This is a genomic window from Pseudomonas sp. SWRI50 (assembly GCF_014269095.1).
GTDB lineage: Bacteria > Pseudomonadota > Gammaproteobacteria > Pseudomonadales > Pseudomonadaceae > Aquipseudomonas > Aquipseudomonas kermanshahensis.
This window is the reverse complement of sequence record NZ_JABWRW010000001.1, coordinates 93,232-106,384: the sequence shown is the minus strand read 5'-3', so window position 1 is coordinate 106,384 and position 13,153 is coordinate 93,232. Positions and strand designations below refer to the sequence as shown.

Genomic DNA, 13,153 nt, shown 5'->3' with positions numbered 1-13,153 from the left:
CGTCAATTTATACGCAAGCGTCGGCGCAGGTCGCGCAGGGCAAAGCTGATCCATGGCCAGAGCAAGGCACTGATGACGGCTGACCACACCAGCGCCAAGGTCGGCAGGCGGTTACCGGTCAAGGCACTGAGCCACAGCTGGATCAACTGGGCAATACCGAAAATCACCAGAATCACCAGGCTCTGCTGCCACATCGGGAACATGCGCAGGCGCTGTTGCAATGACAGCACCAGGAAGGTGATCAAGGTCAGGATCAGCGCGTTCTGCCCCAGCAACGTGCCATACAGCACATCCTCGGCGAGCCCTAGTACGAAGGCCGTGGTCATGCCGACCTTGCTCGGTACCGCGAGTGTCCAGAACGACACCAGCAACGCCAGCCACATAGGCCGGAACACTTCCATGAACTGCGGCATCGGCGAAACGCTGAGCAGCAGGCCGATGGCGAACGTCAGCCAGATGACCCAGCCATTATTACGGCGTGATGCAGCCATCATTGCCTCCGAGGTTGGGCGGGCGCTGCCGCAGGTGCGGTCGGCGCTATAGGGGCCGCGGTTGGCTGCGGGGTAGCGGCTGCAGGTGCTGCAGGCGTCGCCGCCGGGGTGGCAGGCGCGCCCTGCTCGCCATTGGCGCCAGGCTGGACGCCCACCGACGTGCCTTTGCGGTCGGCCTCTTCCTGCGCGATCGCAGCGTCAGTGGCGCGTTGCTCCGGGCTGCGTCGGTCGCTGAACACCAGCAGCATGTAGCGGCTGCGGTTGAGCGCGGCGGTAGGGATGGCACGAACGATGGCGAACGGCTGGCCGGAGTCGTGAATCACTTCGTTGACCGTGGCCACCGGGTAACCCGCGGGGAAGCGCTGGCCCATGCCGGAACTGACCAGCAGGTCGCCTTCCTTGATGTCGGCGGTATCGGCCACATGGCGTAGCTCCAGGCGCTCCGGGTTGCCGGTGCCACTGGCGATGGCGCGCAGGCCGTTGCGGTTGACCTGTACCGGAATGCTGTGGGTGGTATCGGTCAGCAACAGTACCCGCGAGGTGTAGGGCATCAACTCGACCACTTGGCCCATCAGGCCGCGGGCATCGAGCACCGGCTGGCCGAGGAACACGCCATCGCGCTCGCCCTTGTTGATCAGGATGCGGTGGGTGAACGGGTTAGGGTCGACGCCGATCAACTCGGCCACTTCAACCTTTTCGTTGACCAGGGCGGACGAGTTGAGCAGTTCACGCAAGCGCACGTTCTGCTCGGTCAGGGCCGCCAGCTTCTGCAGGCGCCCCTGCAACAGCAGGGCCTCGGTCTTGAGCTTTTCGTTTTCCGCGATGAGTTCGGTACGGCTGCCGAACTGGCCTGCCACGCCTTGCCACAAACGCTGCGGCAAATCGGTGATCCAGTACGACTCCATCAATACCAGGCCCATCTGGCTGCGCACGGGTTTGAGCACGGCAAAGCGCGCATCGACCACCATCAGCGCGACCGACAGCACCACCAATACGAGCAGACGAACGCCCAGCGAAGGGCCCTTGGAGAAAAGCGGTTTAATGGGCCGTTCCTCGTGGACGACTCAGGAGGTCATTGGACATGGGACAACGCACCAGCCTGGTTGCGGGTTGACGGAAACGACGCCCGGACGGACGCCAGCCCAGCGCATACAGGTAGCACTGTGCGTGCTACCTGTAAACCGGGCGCTCAGGAACAGCGAGCAGCATCACTCGCTGGAGAGCAGGTCCATCGCGTGCTTGTCCATCATCTCCAGGGCGCGACCGCCGCCACGGGCGACACAGGTCAGCGGGTCCTCGGCGACGATCACCGGCAGGCCAGTTTCCTGGGCCAGCAGTTTGTCGAGGTCGCGCAGCAGTGCGCCACCACCGGTCAGCACCAGGCCACGCTCGGCGATGTCGGAGGCCAGCTCCGGCGGCGATTGCTCCAGGGCGCTTTTGACCGCCTGGACGATGGTCGCCAGGGATTCTTGCAGGGCTTCCAGCACTTCGTTGGAATTCAGGGTGAAGGCACGCGGTACGCCTTCGGCCAGGTTACGGCCACGGACATCGACTTCGCGCACTTCGCCACCTGGGTAGGCGGTGCCGATTTCCTGCTTGATGCGCTCGGCGGTGGACTCGCCGATCAGGCTGCCGTAGTTGCGGCGCACGTAGGTCACGATGGCTTCGTCGAAGCGGTCGCCACCCACGCGGACGGATTCGGCGTAAACCACGCCGTTCAACGAGATCAGGGCGATTTCAGTGGTACCACCACCGATATCGACGACCATCGAACCACGGGCTTCTTCGACCGGCAGGCCCGCACCGATGGCGGCGGCCATTGGCTCTTCGATCAAGAACACTTCACGGGCACCGGCACCCAGGGCCGACTCGCGAATCGCGCGGCGCTCTACCTGGGTCGACTTGCACGGCACGCAGATCAGCACGCGAGGGCTGGGCTGCAGGAAGCTGTTCTCGTGAACCTTGTTGATGAAATACTGCAACATTTTTTCACAAACGCTGAAGTCGGCAATGACGCCGTCCTTCATCGGACGAATGGCAGCAATGTTGCCGGGCGTACGGCCCAGCATGCGTTTGGCTTCGGTACCGACGGCGACGACGCTTTTCTGATTGCCATGGGTACGGATGGCAACAACCGAGGGCTCATTCAGGACGATACCGCGCTCACGCACGTAAATAAGGGTGTTGGCAGTACCCAGGTCGATGGAAAGATCGCTGGAAAACATGCCACGCAGTTTCTTGAACATGGGAAAGTGACCCTGGGGAAAGCGTGGGTAAAAAAGTGCGGCAAACTCTAACAATGGCAGGGATTTTGGGCAAGGAGCCAATATGTTAAATTGGTCGTTTTTCCGAGCACGCCAGCAGATGATCGCGGCCGTATGACCGCCAGAATGCCGACATGTTCCTCATCACGGACCCTAATTCCGTTCTTTGTTTCCCCTGGAGATCCCCATGGCGCTTGAACGCTGCGACGTGGAAAAGATCGCCCATCTGGCCCGTCTGGGGCTGAATGATGGCGAACTGCCACGCATTACCGATGCACTGAACAGCATTCTCGGGCTGGTCGACCAGATGCAAGCGGTCGACACCACTGGCATCGAGCCCCTCGCCCACCCCCTGGAGGCCAGCCAGCGACTGCGTCCCGACCAGGTCACCGAAAGCAACCAGCGCGAGGCCTACCAGGCCATCGCACCGTCGACCGAAAGCGGTCTGTACCTGGTTCCCAAAGTCATCGAGTAAGGGATAGAGCCTGCCATGCACCAATTGACCCTGGCCGAGATCGCCCGCGGACTCGCCGACAAGTCGTTTTCCTCCGAAGAGCTGACGGGCGCCCTGCTGGCGCGCATCAAACAGCTCGACCCGCAAATCAACAGCTTCATCAGCGTCACCGAGGAACTGGCCCTGGGCCAGGCCCGTGCCGCTGACGCCCGTCGCGCCGCTGGCGAGGCTGGCGCCCTGCTGGGTGCGCCCATTGCCCACAAGGACCTGTTCTGCACCAACGGCGTACGCACCAGCTGTGGCTCGAAGATGCTCGACAACTTCAAGGCGCCGTACGATGCCACCGTGGTCGCCAAGCTGGCTGAAGCCGGCATGGTCACCCTGGGCAAGACCAACATGGACGAATTCGCCATGGGTTCGGCCAACGAATCCAGCCACTACGGCCCGGTGAAAAACCCGTGGAACCTGGAGCACGTCCCGGGCGGTTCGTCGGGCGGCTCGGCTGCGGCAGTCGCCGCGCGCCTGCTGCCGGCCACCACCGGCACCGACACTGGCGGCTCGATCCGACAGCCGGCAGCGCTGACTAACCTGACTGGCCTGAAACCGACGTACGGTCGTGTTTCGCGCTGGGGCATGATCGCTTACGCCTCCAGCCTCGACCAAGGCGGCCCGCTGGCCCGCACGGCCGAAGACTGCGCGCTGCTGCTGCAAGGCATGGCCGGTTTCGATACCAAGGACTCCACCAGCATCGAAGAGCCGGTGCCGGACTACAGCGCCAACCTCAACGCTTCGCTGCAAGGCCTGCGCATCGGCCTGCCGAAGGAATACTTCGGCGCAGGCCTGGACCCGCGCATCGCTGACCTGGTGCAAGCCAGCGTCAAGGAGCTGGAAAAGCTCGGCGCCGTGGTCAAGGAAATCAGCCTGCCGAACATGCAGCACGCCATCCCGGCGTACTACGTGATCGCGCCTGCTGAGGCATCCTCCAACCTGTCGCGTTTCGACGGCGTGCGCTTCGGCTACCGCTGCGAAGCGCCAAAAGACCTGACCGACCTGTACAAGCGTTCCCGTGGCGAAGGCTTCGGTGCCGAAGTGCAGCGCCGCATCATGGTGGGCACCTACGCCCTGTCGGCCGGTTACTACGACGCCTACTACGTCAAAGCCCAGCAGATTCGTCGCCTGATCAAGAACGACTTCATGGCCGCGTTCGAAGGTGTTGACCTGATCCTCGGCCCGACCACGCCGAACCCGGCCTGGAAGCTCGGCGCCAAGAGCAGCGACCCCGTCGCCGCCTACCTGGAAGACGTCTACACCATCACCGCCAACCTGGCGGGCCTGCCGGGCCTGTCGATGCCGGCTGGCTTCGTCGATGGCCTGCCGGTCGGCGTGCAACTGCTGGCGCCCTACTTCCAGGAAGGCCGCCTGCTCAACGTCGCGCACCGCTACCAGCAAGTGACCGACTGGCACACCCGCGCCCCCAACGGCTTCTGAGGAGTTCACACATGCAATGGGAAGTTGTGATCGGGCTGGAAATTCATACTCAGCTCGCCACCCAGTCGAAGATCTTCTCCGGCAGCGCCACCACCTTCGGCTCCGAGCCGAACACCCAGGCCAGCCTGGTTGACTTGGGCATGCCCGGCGTACTGCCGGTGCTGAACCAGGAAGCCGTGCGCATGGCGTGCATGTTCGGCCTGGCGATCGATGCCGAGATCGGCAAGCGCAACGTGTTCGCGCGCAAGAACTACTTCTACCCCGACCTGCCCAAGGGCTACCAGATCAGCCAGATGGACCTGCCGATCGTCGGCAAGGGCCACCTGGACATCGCCCTGGAAGACGGCACCATCAAGCGCATCGGCGTGACCCGTGCGCACCTGGAGGAAGACGCCGGCAAGAGCCTGCACGAAGACTTCAGCGGCTCCACCGGCATCGACCTGAACCGCGCCGGCACGCCGCTGCTGGAAATCGTTTCCGAGCCGGACATGCGCAGCGCCAAGGAAGCCGTGGCCTACGTCAAGGCGATCCACGCCCTGGTGCGCTACCTGGGCATTTGCGACGGCAACATGGCCGAAGGCTCGCTGCGCTGCGACTGCAACGTGTCGATCCGGCCAAAAGGCCAGGCCGAGTTCGGTACCCGCTGCGAGATCAAGAACGTCAACTCGTTCCGCTTCATCGAACGTGCGATCAACAGCGAGATCCAGCGCCAGATCGACCTGATCGAAGACGGTGGCAAGGTCATCCAGGAAACCCGCCTGTACGACCCGAACAAGGACGAGACCCGCTCCATGCGCAGCAAGGAGGAAGCCAACGACTACCGTTACTTCCCCGACCCAGACCTGCTGCCGGTGGTCATCGAGGACAGCTTCCTCGACACCATCCGCGCCGGCCTGCCAGAGCTGCCGCCGCAGAAGGTCGAGCGCTTCCAGAGCCAGTACGGCCTGTCGGCCTACGACGCGAACGTGCTGGCATCGAGCCGCGAACAGGCAGACTACTTCGAACAAGTGGTGAAGATTGGTGGCGACGCCAAGCTGGCAGCCAACTGGGTCATGGTCGAGCTGGGCAGCCTGCTGAACAAGCTGGGGGTCGAGATTGACCAGGCACCGGTCAGCGCCGAGCAGTTGGGTGGCATGCTGCTGCGTATCAGTGACAACACCATCAGCGGCAAGATCGCCAAAACCGTGTTCGAGGCCATGGCCGCCGGTGAAGGCGATGCCGACAGCATCATCGAGAGCCGTGGCCTGAAGCAGGTCACCGACACCGGTGCGATCGACAAGATGCTCGACGAAATGCTGGCTGCCAATGCCGAACAGGTCGAACAGTACCGCGCCGCCGATGAGGCCAAGCGCGGCAAGATGTTCGGCTTCTTCGTCGGCCAGGCGATGAAGGCGTCGAAGGGCAAGGCCAACCCGGGGCAAGTGAACCAATTGCTCAAAGCCAAGCTCGAAGGGTGAGCTGAAAAATGCGGCGAGGGCTGCGCCCTCGTTCGCGGGGCAAGCCCGCTCCCACAGGTATTTCATTGGCCTCAATGCTGTGGAGTTCCTGTGGGAGCGGGCTTGCCCCGCGAAGGCCGCACAGCGGCCCCAATGGCAGCACCGGAGCATCAGACTTGCTAAAACGATCCCTCGGGACCCTCGCCCTATTCTCCCTGCTGGCCGGCTGTGCCAGCCACGACATCGACCCCCGCGGCTACGACAAGACCGGCACCGCCTCCTATTACGGCTCGCGCCACCACGGCAAACGCACGGCCAGTGGCGAACCGTTCAACCAGCACGGCCTTACCGCCGCTCACCGCAGCCTGCCGTTCGGCAGCCGCGTGCTGGTCACCAACCTCGCCAACCAACGCAGCGTGGTGGTGCGCATCAATGACCGCGGCCCGCATACACGCGGCCGGCTGATTGACCTGTCACGCGCTGCAGCAGAAAAAATCGGCATGCTCCGTAGCGGAACGGCGCGCGTGCGGGTACAAGGTCTGAGCGACTGACCCTACTGGAGCCCTGACCATTTTCGACCTGGCCACCCTTCCCACCTTCAGCCTCCTGCAACTGGGCGTCGCCTTGTTGCTGCTGGCCTGCGGTGCCGAGCTGCTGGTACGCATGGCCCTGCGCCTGGCCTTGCGCCTGCACGTGCGCCCACTGATCATCGGGCTGAGCCTGGTGGCCTTCGGCAGCACCGCACCGCAGCTCACGGTAAGCCTACAGGCCGCCTTCCAGGGCGCACCGGATGTCGCCGTCGGCAGCGTGATTGGCAGCAACATCTTCAACGTACTGGTGATTCTTGGCCTGGCCGCGCTGATCATCCCGCTGCGTGTTTCACGCCAACTGGTTCGTCTGGACATCCCCTTGATGATCGTCGCCAGTGCGCTGGTGTATGCGCTGGCCGCCAATGGCTACCTGGGCCGCGGGGAGGGCCTGCTGCTGTTGCTGGCGCTGGTGGGCTACCTGGTCATGCTCTGGCATCAATCACGCCATTACGCTCGCACCTACCCCGCGCCCAGCAACATCAAGGTCAGTGGTGCACGCTTTTGGTCAAGCACGCTGCTGCAGATTGCGCTTGGCCTTGGCCTGCTGAGCCTGGCCGGCCACTTGCTACTGGAAGCCGCCGTTGAGGTGGCGACTGACCTGGGCCTTTCCGAACGCATCATCGGCCTGACCGTGGTCGCGGTCTGCACGTCATTGCCAGAGCTGGCCGCCGCGATGATTGCCGCCCTTCGCGGCGAACGGGAAATCGCCGTTGGCACGGTGATCGGCAGCAACCTGTTCAACCTGCTGGGCGTGCTGGGCCTGACCGCGCTGATCACCCCTGAACCGCTGTCGATCTCACCCAACGCGCTGGCCTTCGACCTGCCCGTGATGCTGGGCGTCGCCGTCTTGAGCCTACCCGTGTTCTATTCGGGCTACCGGATCACCCGCGCTGAAGGCCTGGTGTTTCTCTGCCTGTACCTGGCCTATGGGCTGCATGTGGTGGCCTTTACCACCGGCATGCCATTGGCCGGCCGCCTGGAGCGGCTCATGCTGTTCTATGTCCTGCCAGTGCTGGCCTTGGTGCTGCTGTACACCACCGTACGTGCGTGGCGGCGGCAGCACTGAGGCCAGCGGAGGGCGCCACAAGCCCTCAGCCCTGCCGGGCCTTCTTCAACCGGAACGCGACCCAAAGCACCGCAATCCAACCCGGAATCAGCATCACCGAGATGCGAATCGGCGGCGTCAGGTACATCACGACCAGAATCAGCACGATGAATGCCAGGCACAGGTAATTGGTAACCGGGTGCCCCCAGCTCTGGTAGAACGGGGTAATACCCGACGCCAGCTTGGCTTTGCGGAATTTGAGGTGGGTGATGCTGATGCTCGCCCAGTTGATCACCAGCGCCGACACTGCCAGGGCCATCAGCAAGCCAAAGGCTTCACCGGGCATCAGGTAGTTGATCAGTACGCACATGCCCGTGGCAAACGCCGAAACACCCAGCGCCGTCAGCGGCACACCACTGCGGCTGACTTTGAGCAGCTGGCGCGGCGCATCACCCTGGCTGGCCAGGCCGAACAGCATGCGGCTGTTGGCGTAGACGCAGCTGTTGTAGACCGACAGCGCCGCCGTCAGCACCACGACATTGAGGATGGTCGCCACCAGGTCGCTGTCCAGCTCATGGAAAATCATCACGAACGGGCTGCCCCCCTGCACCACCTTCTGCCACGGGTACAGCGACAACAGCACCGCCAGGGCGCCGATGTAGAAAATCAGGATGCGGTAGACCACTTGGTTGGTGGCCTTGGGGATGCTCTGACGCGGGTTATCTGCCTCGGCGGCGGTGATACCCACCAGCTCCAGCCCACCGAAAGAGAACATGATCACAGCCAAGGCCATGATCAGGCCAGTGACGCCATTCGGGAAGAACCCGCCGTATTGCCACAGGTTGGCCACGCTGGCGTCCGGGCCGCCGTGGCCGCTGCTCAGCAGCCAGGCACCAAAGCCAATCATGCTGACGATGGCCACTACCTTGACCAGGGCGAACCAGAACTCCATCTCCCCGTAGACCTTCACTTGGGTCAGGTTGATGAGGTTGATCGCCACGAAGAAGATCGCCGCCGTCGCCCAGGTGGGGAAATCGGGCCACCAGTACTGCACATAGATGCCCACGGCGGTCAGTTCGGCCATGCCCACCAGCACGTACACCACCCAGTAGTTCCAGCCCGAAACGAAGCCTGCGAACTCGCTCCAATACTGGTGGGCGAAGTGGCTGAAGCTGCCGGCTACCGGCTCTTCGACCACCATTTCGCCCAGCTGGCGCATGATGAAGAAAGCCATCAGGCCGGCGATGGCGTAGCCCAGCAATACGGAAGGGCCGGCCAGTTGAATGGTCTGGGCGATCCCCAGGAACAGCCCGGTGCCGATGGCCCCACCCAGCGCGATCAGCTGGATATGGCGATTCTTCAGCCCGCGCTGCAAGCGCTCGGGCGTGCTCTGGTCTTGCATGAAGTGTCCTTTAGCTCAGTGAGGCAGTGTTATTGCTGTTATTTGCAGTCAAGGATCTAGATCCATCCGCCCCACTGCAAGATGAAAATACCGATATTGGTGGTGATCGCCGCCATTAGCGTAGTGATCACGATGATCGAAGCCGCCAACTCATGGTTGCCGTTGGCCGCCCGCGCCATGACATAGCTGGCTGCCGCCGTCGGGCTGCCGATGTACAGGAACAGGATGCCCAGCTCGGCACCGCGGAACCCGCACAGCCACGCACCCAGTGTGCCGATCAGCGGCAACCAGACCATCTTCACCAGGCTGGCATCGATGGCCAGCCTGCCACTGTCACGCAGCGCCGCCAGCGACAGGGTGCCACCGATGCACATCAATGCCAGCGGCAAGGTCATCTGCGCCAGGTAGTCGCCTGAAGTGAGCAACCAGTTGGGCAACGGCACCTGGCCATAGGCCATGGGCGTTGCCACCAGCACACTGATGATCAATGGGTTGCTGAAGATGTTCTTGCAGATGCTCCACGGGTCGGACTTGAGGTCCGGGCTGTACACCGCTAGCACCACCGCCGACAGCGAGTTGTACAGGAGGATCACCAGGCCTGCCAGCACCGCGCCCAGCGAGATGCCGTAGTCGCCATACAGGCTGGCGGCCAGGGCCAGGCCGATTACGCCGTTGTTGCCGCGAAATGCGCCTTGGGTGTAGATGCCGCGGTCCGCTGACGGGCAACGCCAGATGGCCAGCCCCCAGGCCACGCCAAAGCCAACCAGGGTGGCCGCGACGAAGTACAGCAACACGCCAGGTTTGACCGCCGTTGCCAGGTCGGCGTGGTAGATGCCGAGGAACAGCAGCGCCGGCATGCAGACGTTGAACACCAGCTGTGAAGCGACGCGGTTGAAGTTGTCGTCGATCAGGTGGATGCGTTTGAGCAGCACGCCCATGAACAGCATGGCGAAGACCGGTGCCGTGATGTTCAGCGTCTGGATAAGAAGGGCGAGCATGCGCAAGCGATCCTGCAGGGTTGCCGTTAGGGGGCTAATGATACGTCAACGGCTGCGAGTTGCGGGGATCGGGATGCGATACAGGGCAATTTCTGTCAGTGGCGACCCCTTCGCGGGGCAAGCCCGCTCCCACAGGTGCCCACCCTTCTCGGGCTCAGTGGTGTCCCTGTGGGAGCGGGCTTGCCCCGCGAAGGGTCAACGCCGATTCAGCGCCGAACCGGCCGCTTCTGCAGTTTGCGCTGCAAGGTCCGCCGGTGCATGCCCAGCGCCCGCGCCGTGGCCGAGATATTGCCCTCGTGCTCGTTCAGCACGCGCTGGATGTGCTCCCACTGCAGGCGGTCGACCGACATCGGGTTTTCTGGCACCAGGGCATCCAGGTCGGCATGCTCGGAAAGCAACGCAGCCAGTACATCGTCGGCATCGGCCGGCTTGCACAGGTAGTTGCAGGCGCCGCGCTTGACCGCCTCCACCGCGGTGGCGATGCTGGAATAACCCGTCAGGATCACCACGCGCATTTCCGGGTCCAGCTCTAGCAGCTTGGGCAGCAGCACAAGCCCCGAGTCGCCTTCCATCTTCAGGTCCAGCGTGGCGTAGTCTGGCAGGTCCTGCTGGGCCAGGATCAGCCCTTCTTCGGCGGAGCCTGCAGTGCTCACGCGGAACCCGCGACGGCTCATGGCGCGCGCCATGACCCGGGTGAAGGTGGCATCGTCATCCACCAGCAGCAGGTGCGGCAGCTCTTCGCTTTCAAGCTGGGTTTCGTCACTCATCATTCATCTCCTCGCTTGCCATGGGGCAGGCGCAATTCGGTCAGGGTGCCACCCTGCTCATGACTATAGAGTTTCACCGAACCGCCCGCACGCGTCACGCTGGCCTTGCTCAAGAACAGGCCCAGGCCGAAGCCTTTGCCCTTGGTGGTAATAAAGGGTTTGCCAATCGCCTCGGCGATCGCTGGGGGTACACCGGGGCCATGGTCACGGATACTGATGACAATGTCCTGGGCGTCCCAGTCAAGGCGCACCTCAAGGTCGTCCGGACACGCGTCGGCTGCATTGTTCAGCAGGTTCAGCAGCGCCTGGGTCAGGTCCGGTGGCGGGGTCAGGCGCGGTACCTGGCCATCCCTGAGGCGCTGGAAGCGGTAGCTGGCCTCGGGCCGCATCAGGTGCCAACGGTTCAGCGCTTCGTCCAGCCAGGCAGTAACGTCCTGCTCGACCATCGCCAGGCGGCGGTTGGCCTCGGCAGCACGCACCAGTTGCTGCAAGGTCTCCTTGCACAGTTTGACCTGGTCCTGAAGGATCTGCAGGTCTTCCTGCAACAGTGGGTCGGGGTGGTCCTGGCGCATTTCATTGAGCAGCACGCTCATGGTCGCCAGCGGGGTGCCCAGTTCGTGGGCAGCGCCAGCAGCCTGGGTGGCCACGGCCAGCAACTGCTCATCGCGCAGGCTCTCCTCACGGCGCTCGGAACGCAGCTGTTCCTGGCGGCGCAGTTCTTCGGCCATGCGCGCGGCAAAGAAGGTAATGACCGCTGCCGCCAGGGCGATGCTCAGCCACATGCCGTAGACCTGCATCTTGTCGCGCGCCAGCGGCAGCCCTTCCAGCGGGTAGAACTGCACCAGCAGCAGGCTGTAGGCCGTCAGGGCAATGCCCGAAAGAATCAGCGAATAGAGCCAGGGCAAGGTCACCGCAGCAATGGCCAGCGGCACCAGGTAATACGAAACGAACGGGTTGGTCGAGCCGCCGGAGTAATACAGCAAGGCACTGTGGATCAGCAGGTCACAGGCAAGCTGCAGTGCATATTCCATTTCGGTGACCGGCAGCGACAGGCGCAGGCGCAACGCGGTGAAGGCGCACAAGATGGACGACAGGGCCAGCGTCGCCGCCAGCGAAAACCACGGCAAGGGCAGCAGGTCGGTCCAGTAGGCGACGCCCACGGAGCCTGCCTGGGCAGCCAGGACCAGCACGCGAATAACAGTCAGGCGCCAGAGGTTCTGACGTGTAGCGGACAACGGTTGTACGTCGGCGAGCATGAGCTCTCCTGATGAGTGCTCCAGAAAATCGGCTGGAGTATACCGAAGCCGGGCGCCTCGCTGCAGCGATGCGGCAAAGCGCCACACTTTGTCACAGGTTCATGATGGCACTTTTGAACCCACTACACTGTTCCCGGTCTGATGGGCCATGCGTGGAATGGAGAGCCAGCACCCACGCCCTTTTATTGCCAAGGAGTCTTACATGCAAATCCCTCGTCGCGGCACTGCCTTGATCCTGTCTTGCGGCCTGCTCGCCAGCCTGCCTGCGCTGGCGGCCGATGAGCCGCGCTTCAACCAGGTGTCGCTGCGTGCCGAAGTCAGCAAGGAAGTGCCACGCGACCTGATGGTCGTGACCCTCTACAGCGAAGCGCAGAACACCGACCCGGGCAAACTTGCCAAAGAGATCACCGAGACCATGAACAAGGCTGTGCAGCAGTCTCGCCAGGTCAAGGATGTGAAGATCAGCCAGGGCAGCCGCAACAGCTACCCGGTCTATGACAGCAAAGGGCAGAAGATCACCGGCTGGCGTGAACGCGCCGAGCTGCGCCTGGAAAGCGCCAACTTCCCAGCCCTGTCGCAATTGACCGCCGACCTGCTGCAAGACCTGAAAATGGGCGGCATGGACTTCTCCATCGCCCCGGCCACGCGCAAGGCCAGCGAAGATGATTTGCTCAAGGACGCGGTCAATGCCTTCAAGGCACGCGCACAGCTGGCCACCGAGGCGCTGGGGGGCAAGGGCTACAAAGTGGTCAACCTGAACCTCAACAGCAGCGGCTACCCACGCCCGTACCTGCGCAGCGCACCGATGGCCATGAAAGCCATGGGCGCTGACGAAGCGGCGCCGGCCCCGGATATCGAAGCGGGTACCAGCGAAGTGAGCATGAATGCCGATGGTTTGATCGAAGTTCAGATGCCCTGATCTGAATGGGGCCGCCTTGCGGCCCAATCGCCGGCAAGCCGAC

At 63.2% G+C, this 13,153-nt stretch carries 13 protein-coding genes; 6 read left to right on the top strand and 7 right to left on the bottom strand.

The window, feature by feature from the left end; genetic code table 11:
- Nucleotides 1-2 precede the first annotated feature (2 nt).
- The 3 genes from mreD to mreB all read right to left on the bottom strand — a co-directional run bounded on the left by mreD (nucleotide 3) and on the right by mreB (nucleotide 2,737).
- Nucleotides 3-491 carry a rod shape-determining protein MreD gene (gene mreD / locus HU750_RS00515; protein WP_027595590.1) on the bottom strand — a complete coding sequence of 163 codons (489 nt, stop codon included), beginning with the start codon at nucleotides 489-491 and terminating at the stop codon, nucleotides 3-5.
- Nucleotides 491-1,504, bottom strand: coding sequence for a rod shape-determining protein MreC (mreC, locus tag HU750_RS00510; RefSeq protein ID WP_189674420.1), 1,014 nt, complete (start codon nucleotides 1,502-1,504; stop codon nucleotides 491-493). The genes mreD and mreC overlap by 1 nt, the downstream gene beginning before the upstream one ends.
- A gap of 195 nt (nucleotides 1,505-1,699) precedes the next feature.
- Nucleotides 1,700-2,737, bottom strand: a complete 1,038-nt coding sequence (gene mreB / locus HU750_RS00505) for a rod shape-determining protein MreB (protein WP_003255163.1) — start codon at nucleotides 2,735-2,737, stop codon at nucleotides 1,700-1,702.
- A gap of 205 nt (nucleotides 2,738-2,942) precedes the next feature.
- On the opposite strand from mreB, the gene gatC reads away from it, so the two are divergent.
- From gatC to HU750_RS00480, 5 genes are all read left to right on the top strand, one after another.
- A complete protein-coding gene (gatC, locus tag HU750_RS00500; RefSeq protein WP_027595588.1) occupies nucleotides 2,943-3,230 on the top strand; it encodes an Asp-tRNA(Asn)/Glu-tRNA(Gln) amidotransferase subunit GatC in 288 nt (95 codons plus the stop codon).
- 15 nt (nucleotides 3,231-3,245) lie between these two features.
- Entirely contained in the window at nucleotides 3,246-4,697 is a 1,452-nt protein-coding gene (gatA, locus tag HU750_RS00495; RefSeq protein ID WP_085272654.1) for an Asp-tRNA(Asn)/Glu-tRNA(Gln) amidotransferase subunit GatA, read from the top strand.
- 11 nt (nucleotides 4,698-4,708) lie between these two features.
- Nucleotides 4,709-6,154, top strand: a complete 1,446-nt coding sequence (gene gatB, locus HU750_RS00490) for an Asp-tRNA(Asn)/Glu-tRNA(Gln) amidotransferase subunit GatB (RefSeq protein WP_085272653.1) — start codon at nucleotides 4,709-4,711, stop codon at nucleotides 6,152-6,154.
- Between the two features lie 155 nt (nucleotides 6,155-6,309).
- Complete coding sequence (locus tag HU750_RS00485; protein WP_027595585.1) at nucleotides 6,310-6,684, top strand: septal ring lytic transglycosylase RlpA family protein; 375 nt, start codon at nucleotides 6,310-6,312, stop codon at nucleotides 6,682-6,684.
- 61 nt (nucleotides 6,685-6,745) lie between these two features.
- Nucleotides 6,746-7,789, top strand: a complete 1,044-nt coding sequence (locus HU750_RS00480) for a calcium/sodium antiporter (protein ID WP_027595584.1) — start codon at nucleotides 6,746-6,748, stop codon at nucleotides 7,787-7,789.
- A 25-nt stretch (nucleotides 7,790-7,814) separates the two neighbouring features.
- On the opposite strand, the gene HU750_RS00475 is transcribed toward HU750_RS00480, so the two are convergent.
- The 4 genes from HU750_RS00475 to HU750_RS00460 form a co-directional block, all read right to left on the bottom strand.
- Nucleotides 7,815-9,170, bottom strand: a complete 1,356-nt coding sequence (locus tag HU750_RS00475) for an amino acid permease (protein ID WP_027595583.1) — start codon at nucleotides 9,168-9,170, stop codon at nucleotides 7,815-7,817.
- Nucleotides 9,171-9,226: 56 nt separating this feature from the next.
- Complete coding sequence (locus tag HU750_RS00470; RefSeq protein ID WP_186675610.1) at nucleotides 9,227-10,168, bottom strand: AEC family transporter; 942 nt, start codon at nucleotides 10,166-10,168, stop codon at nucleotides 9,227-9,229.
- Between the two features lie 206 nt (nucleotides 10,169-10,374).
- Nucleotides 10,375-10,935 (bottom strand): response regulator transcription factor, encoded by a 561-nt coding sequence (locus tag HU750_RS00465; protein ID WP_027595581.1) that lies wholly within the window; start codon nucleotides 10,933-10,935, stop codon nucleotides 10,375-10,377.
- The gene (locus tag HU750_RS00460; RefSeq protein ID WP_027595580.1) at nucleotides 10,935-12,191 is read right to left on the bottom strand and encodes an ATP-binding protein; all 1,257 of its coding nucleotides are present in this window, start codon (nucleotides 12,189-12,191) and stop codon (nucleotides 10,935-10,937) included. Before HU750_RS00460 ends, HU750_RS00465 begins: the two co-directional genes overlap by 1 nt.
- 202 nt (nucleotides 12,192-12,393) lie before the next feature.
- Between HU750_RS00460 and HU750_RS00455 the strand changes: the two genes are divergently transcribed.
- Nucleotides 12,394-13,110 (top strand): SIMPL domain-containing protein, encoded by a 717-nt coding sequence (locus tag HU750_RS00455; protein ID WP_027595579.1) that lies wholly within the window; start codon nucleotides 12,394-12,396, stop codon nucleotides 13,108-13,110.
- Nucleotides 13,111-13,153 lie beyond the last annotated feature (43 nt).

What these genes read in the sequence shown, in the direction of transcription:
- mreD (WP_027595590.1), bottom strand. Translation starts at nt 491, where the DNA reads ATGGCTGCATCACGCCGTAATAATGGCTGGGTCATCTGGCTGACGTTC.
- mreB (WP_003255163.1), bottom strand. Translation starts at nt 2,737, where the DNA reads ATGTTCAAGAAACTGCGTGGCATGTTTTCCAGCGATCTTTCCATCGAC.
- gatC (WP_027595588.1), top strand. Translation starts at nt 2,943, where the DNA reads ATGGCGCTTGAACGCTGCGACGTGGAAAAGATCGCCCATCTGGCCCGT.
- gatA (WP_085272654.1), top strand. Translation starts at nt 3,246, where the DNA reads ATGCACCAATTGACCCTGGCCGAGATCGCCCGCGGACTCGCCGACAAG.
- gatB (WP_085272653.1), top strand. Translation starts at nt 4,709, where the DNA reads ATGCAATGGGAAGTTGTGATCGGGCTGGAAATTCATACTCAGCTCGCC.
- HU750_RS00475 (WP_027595583.1), bottom strand. Translation starts at nt 9,170, where the DNA reads ATGCAAGACCAGAGCACGCCCGAGCGCTTGCAGCGCGGGCTGAAGAAT.
- HU750_RS00470 (WP_186675610.1), bottom strand. Translation starts at nt 10,168, where the DNA reads ATGCTCGCCCTTCTTATCCAGACGCTGAACATCACGGCACCGGTCTTC.
- HU750_RS00465 (WP_027595581.1), bottom strand. Translation starts at nt 10,935, where the DNA reads ATGAGTGACGAAACCCAGCTTGAAAGCGAAGAGCTGCCGCACCTGCTG.
- HU750_RS00460 (WP_027595580.1), bottom strand. Translation starts at nt 12,191, where the DNA reads ATGCTCGCCGACGTACAACCGTTGTCCGCTACACGTCAGAACCTCTGG.
- HU750_RS00455 (WP_027595579.1), top strand. Translation starts at nt 12,394, where the DNA reads ATGCAAATCCCTCGTCGCGGCACTGCCTTGATCCTGTCTTGCGGCCTG.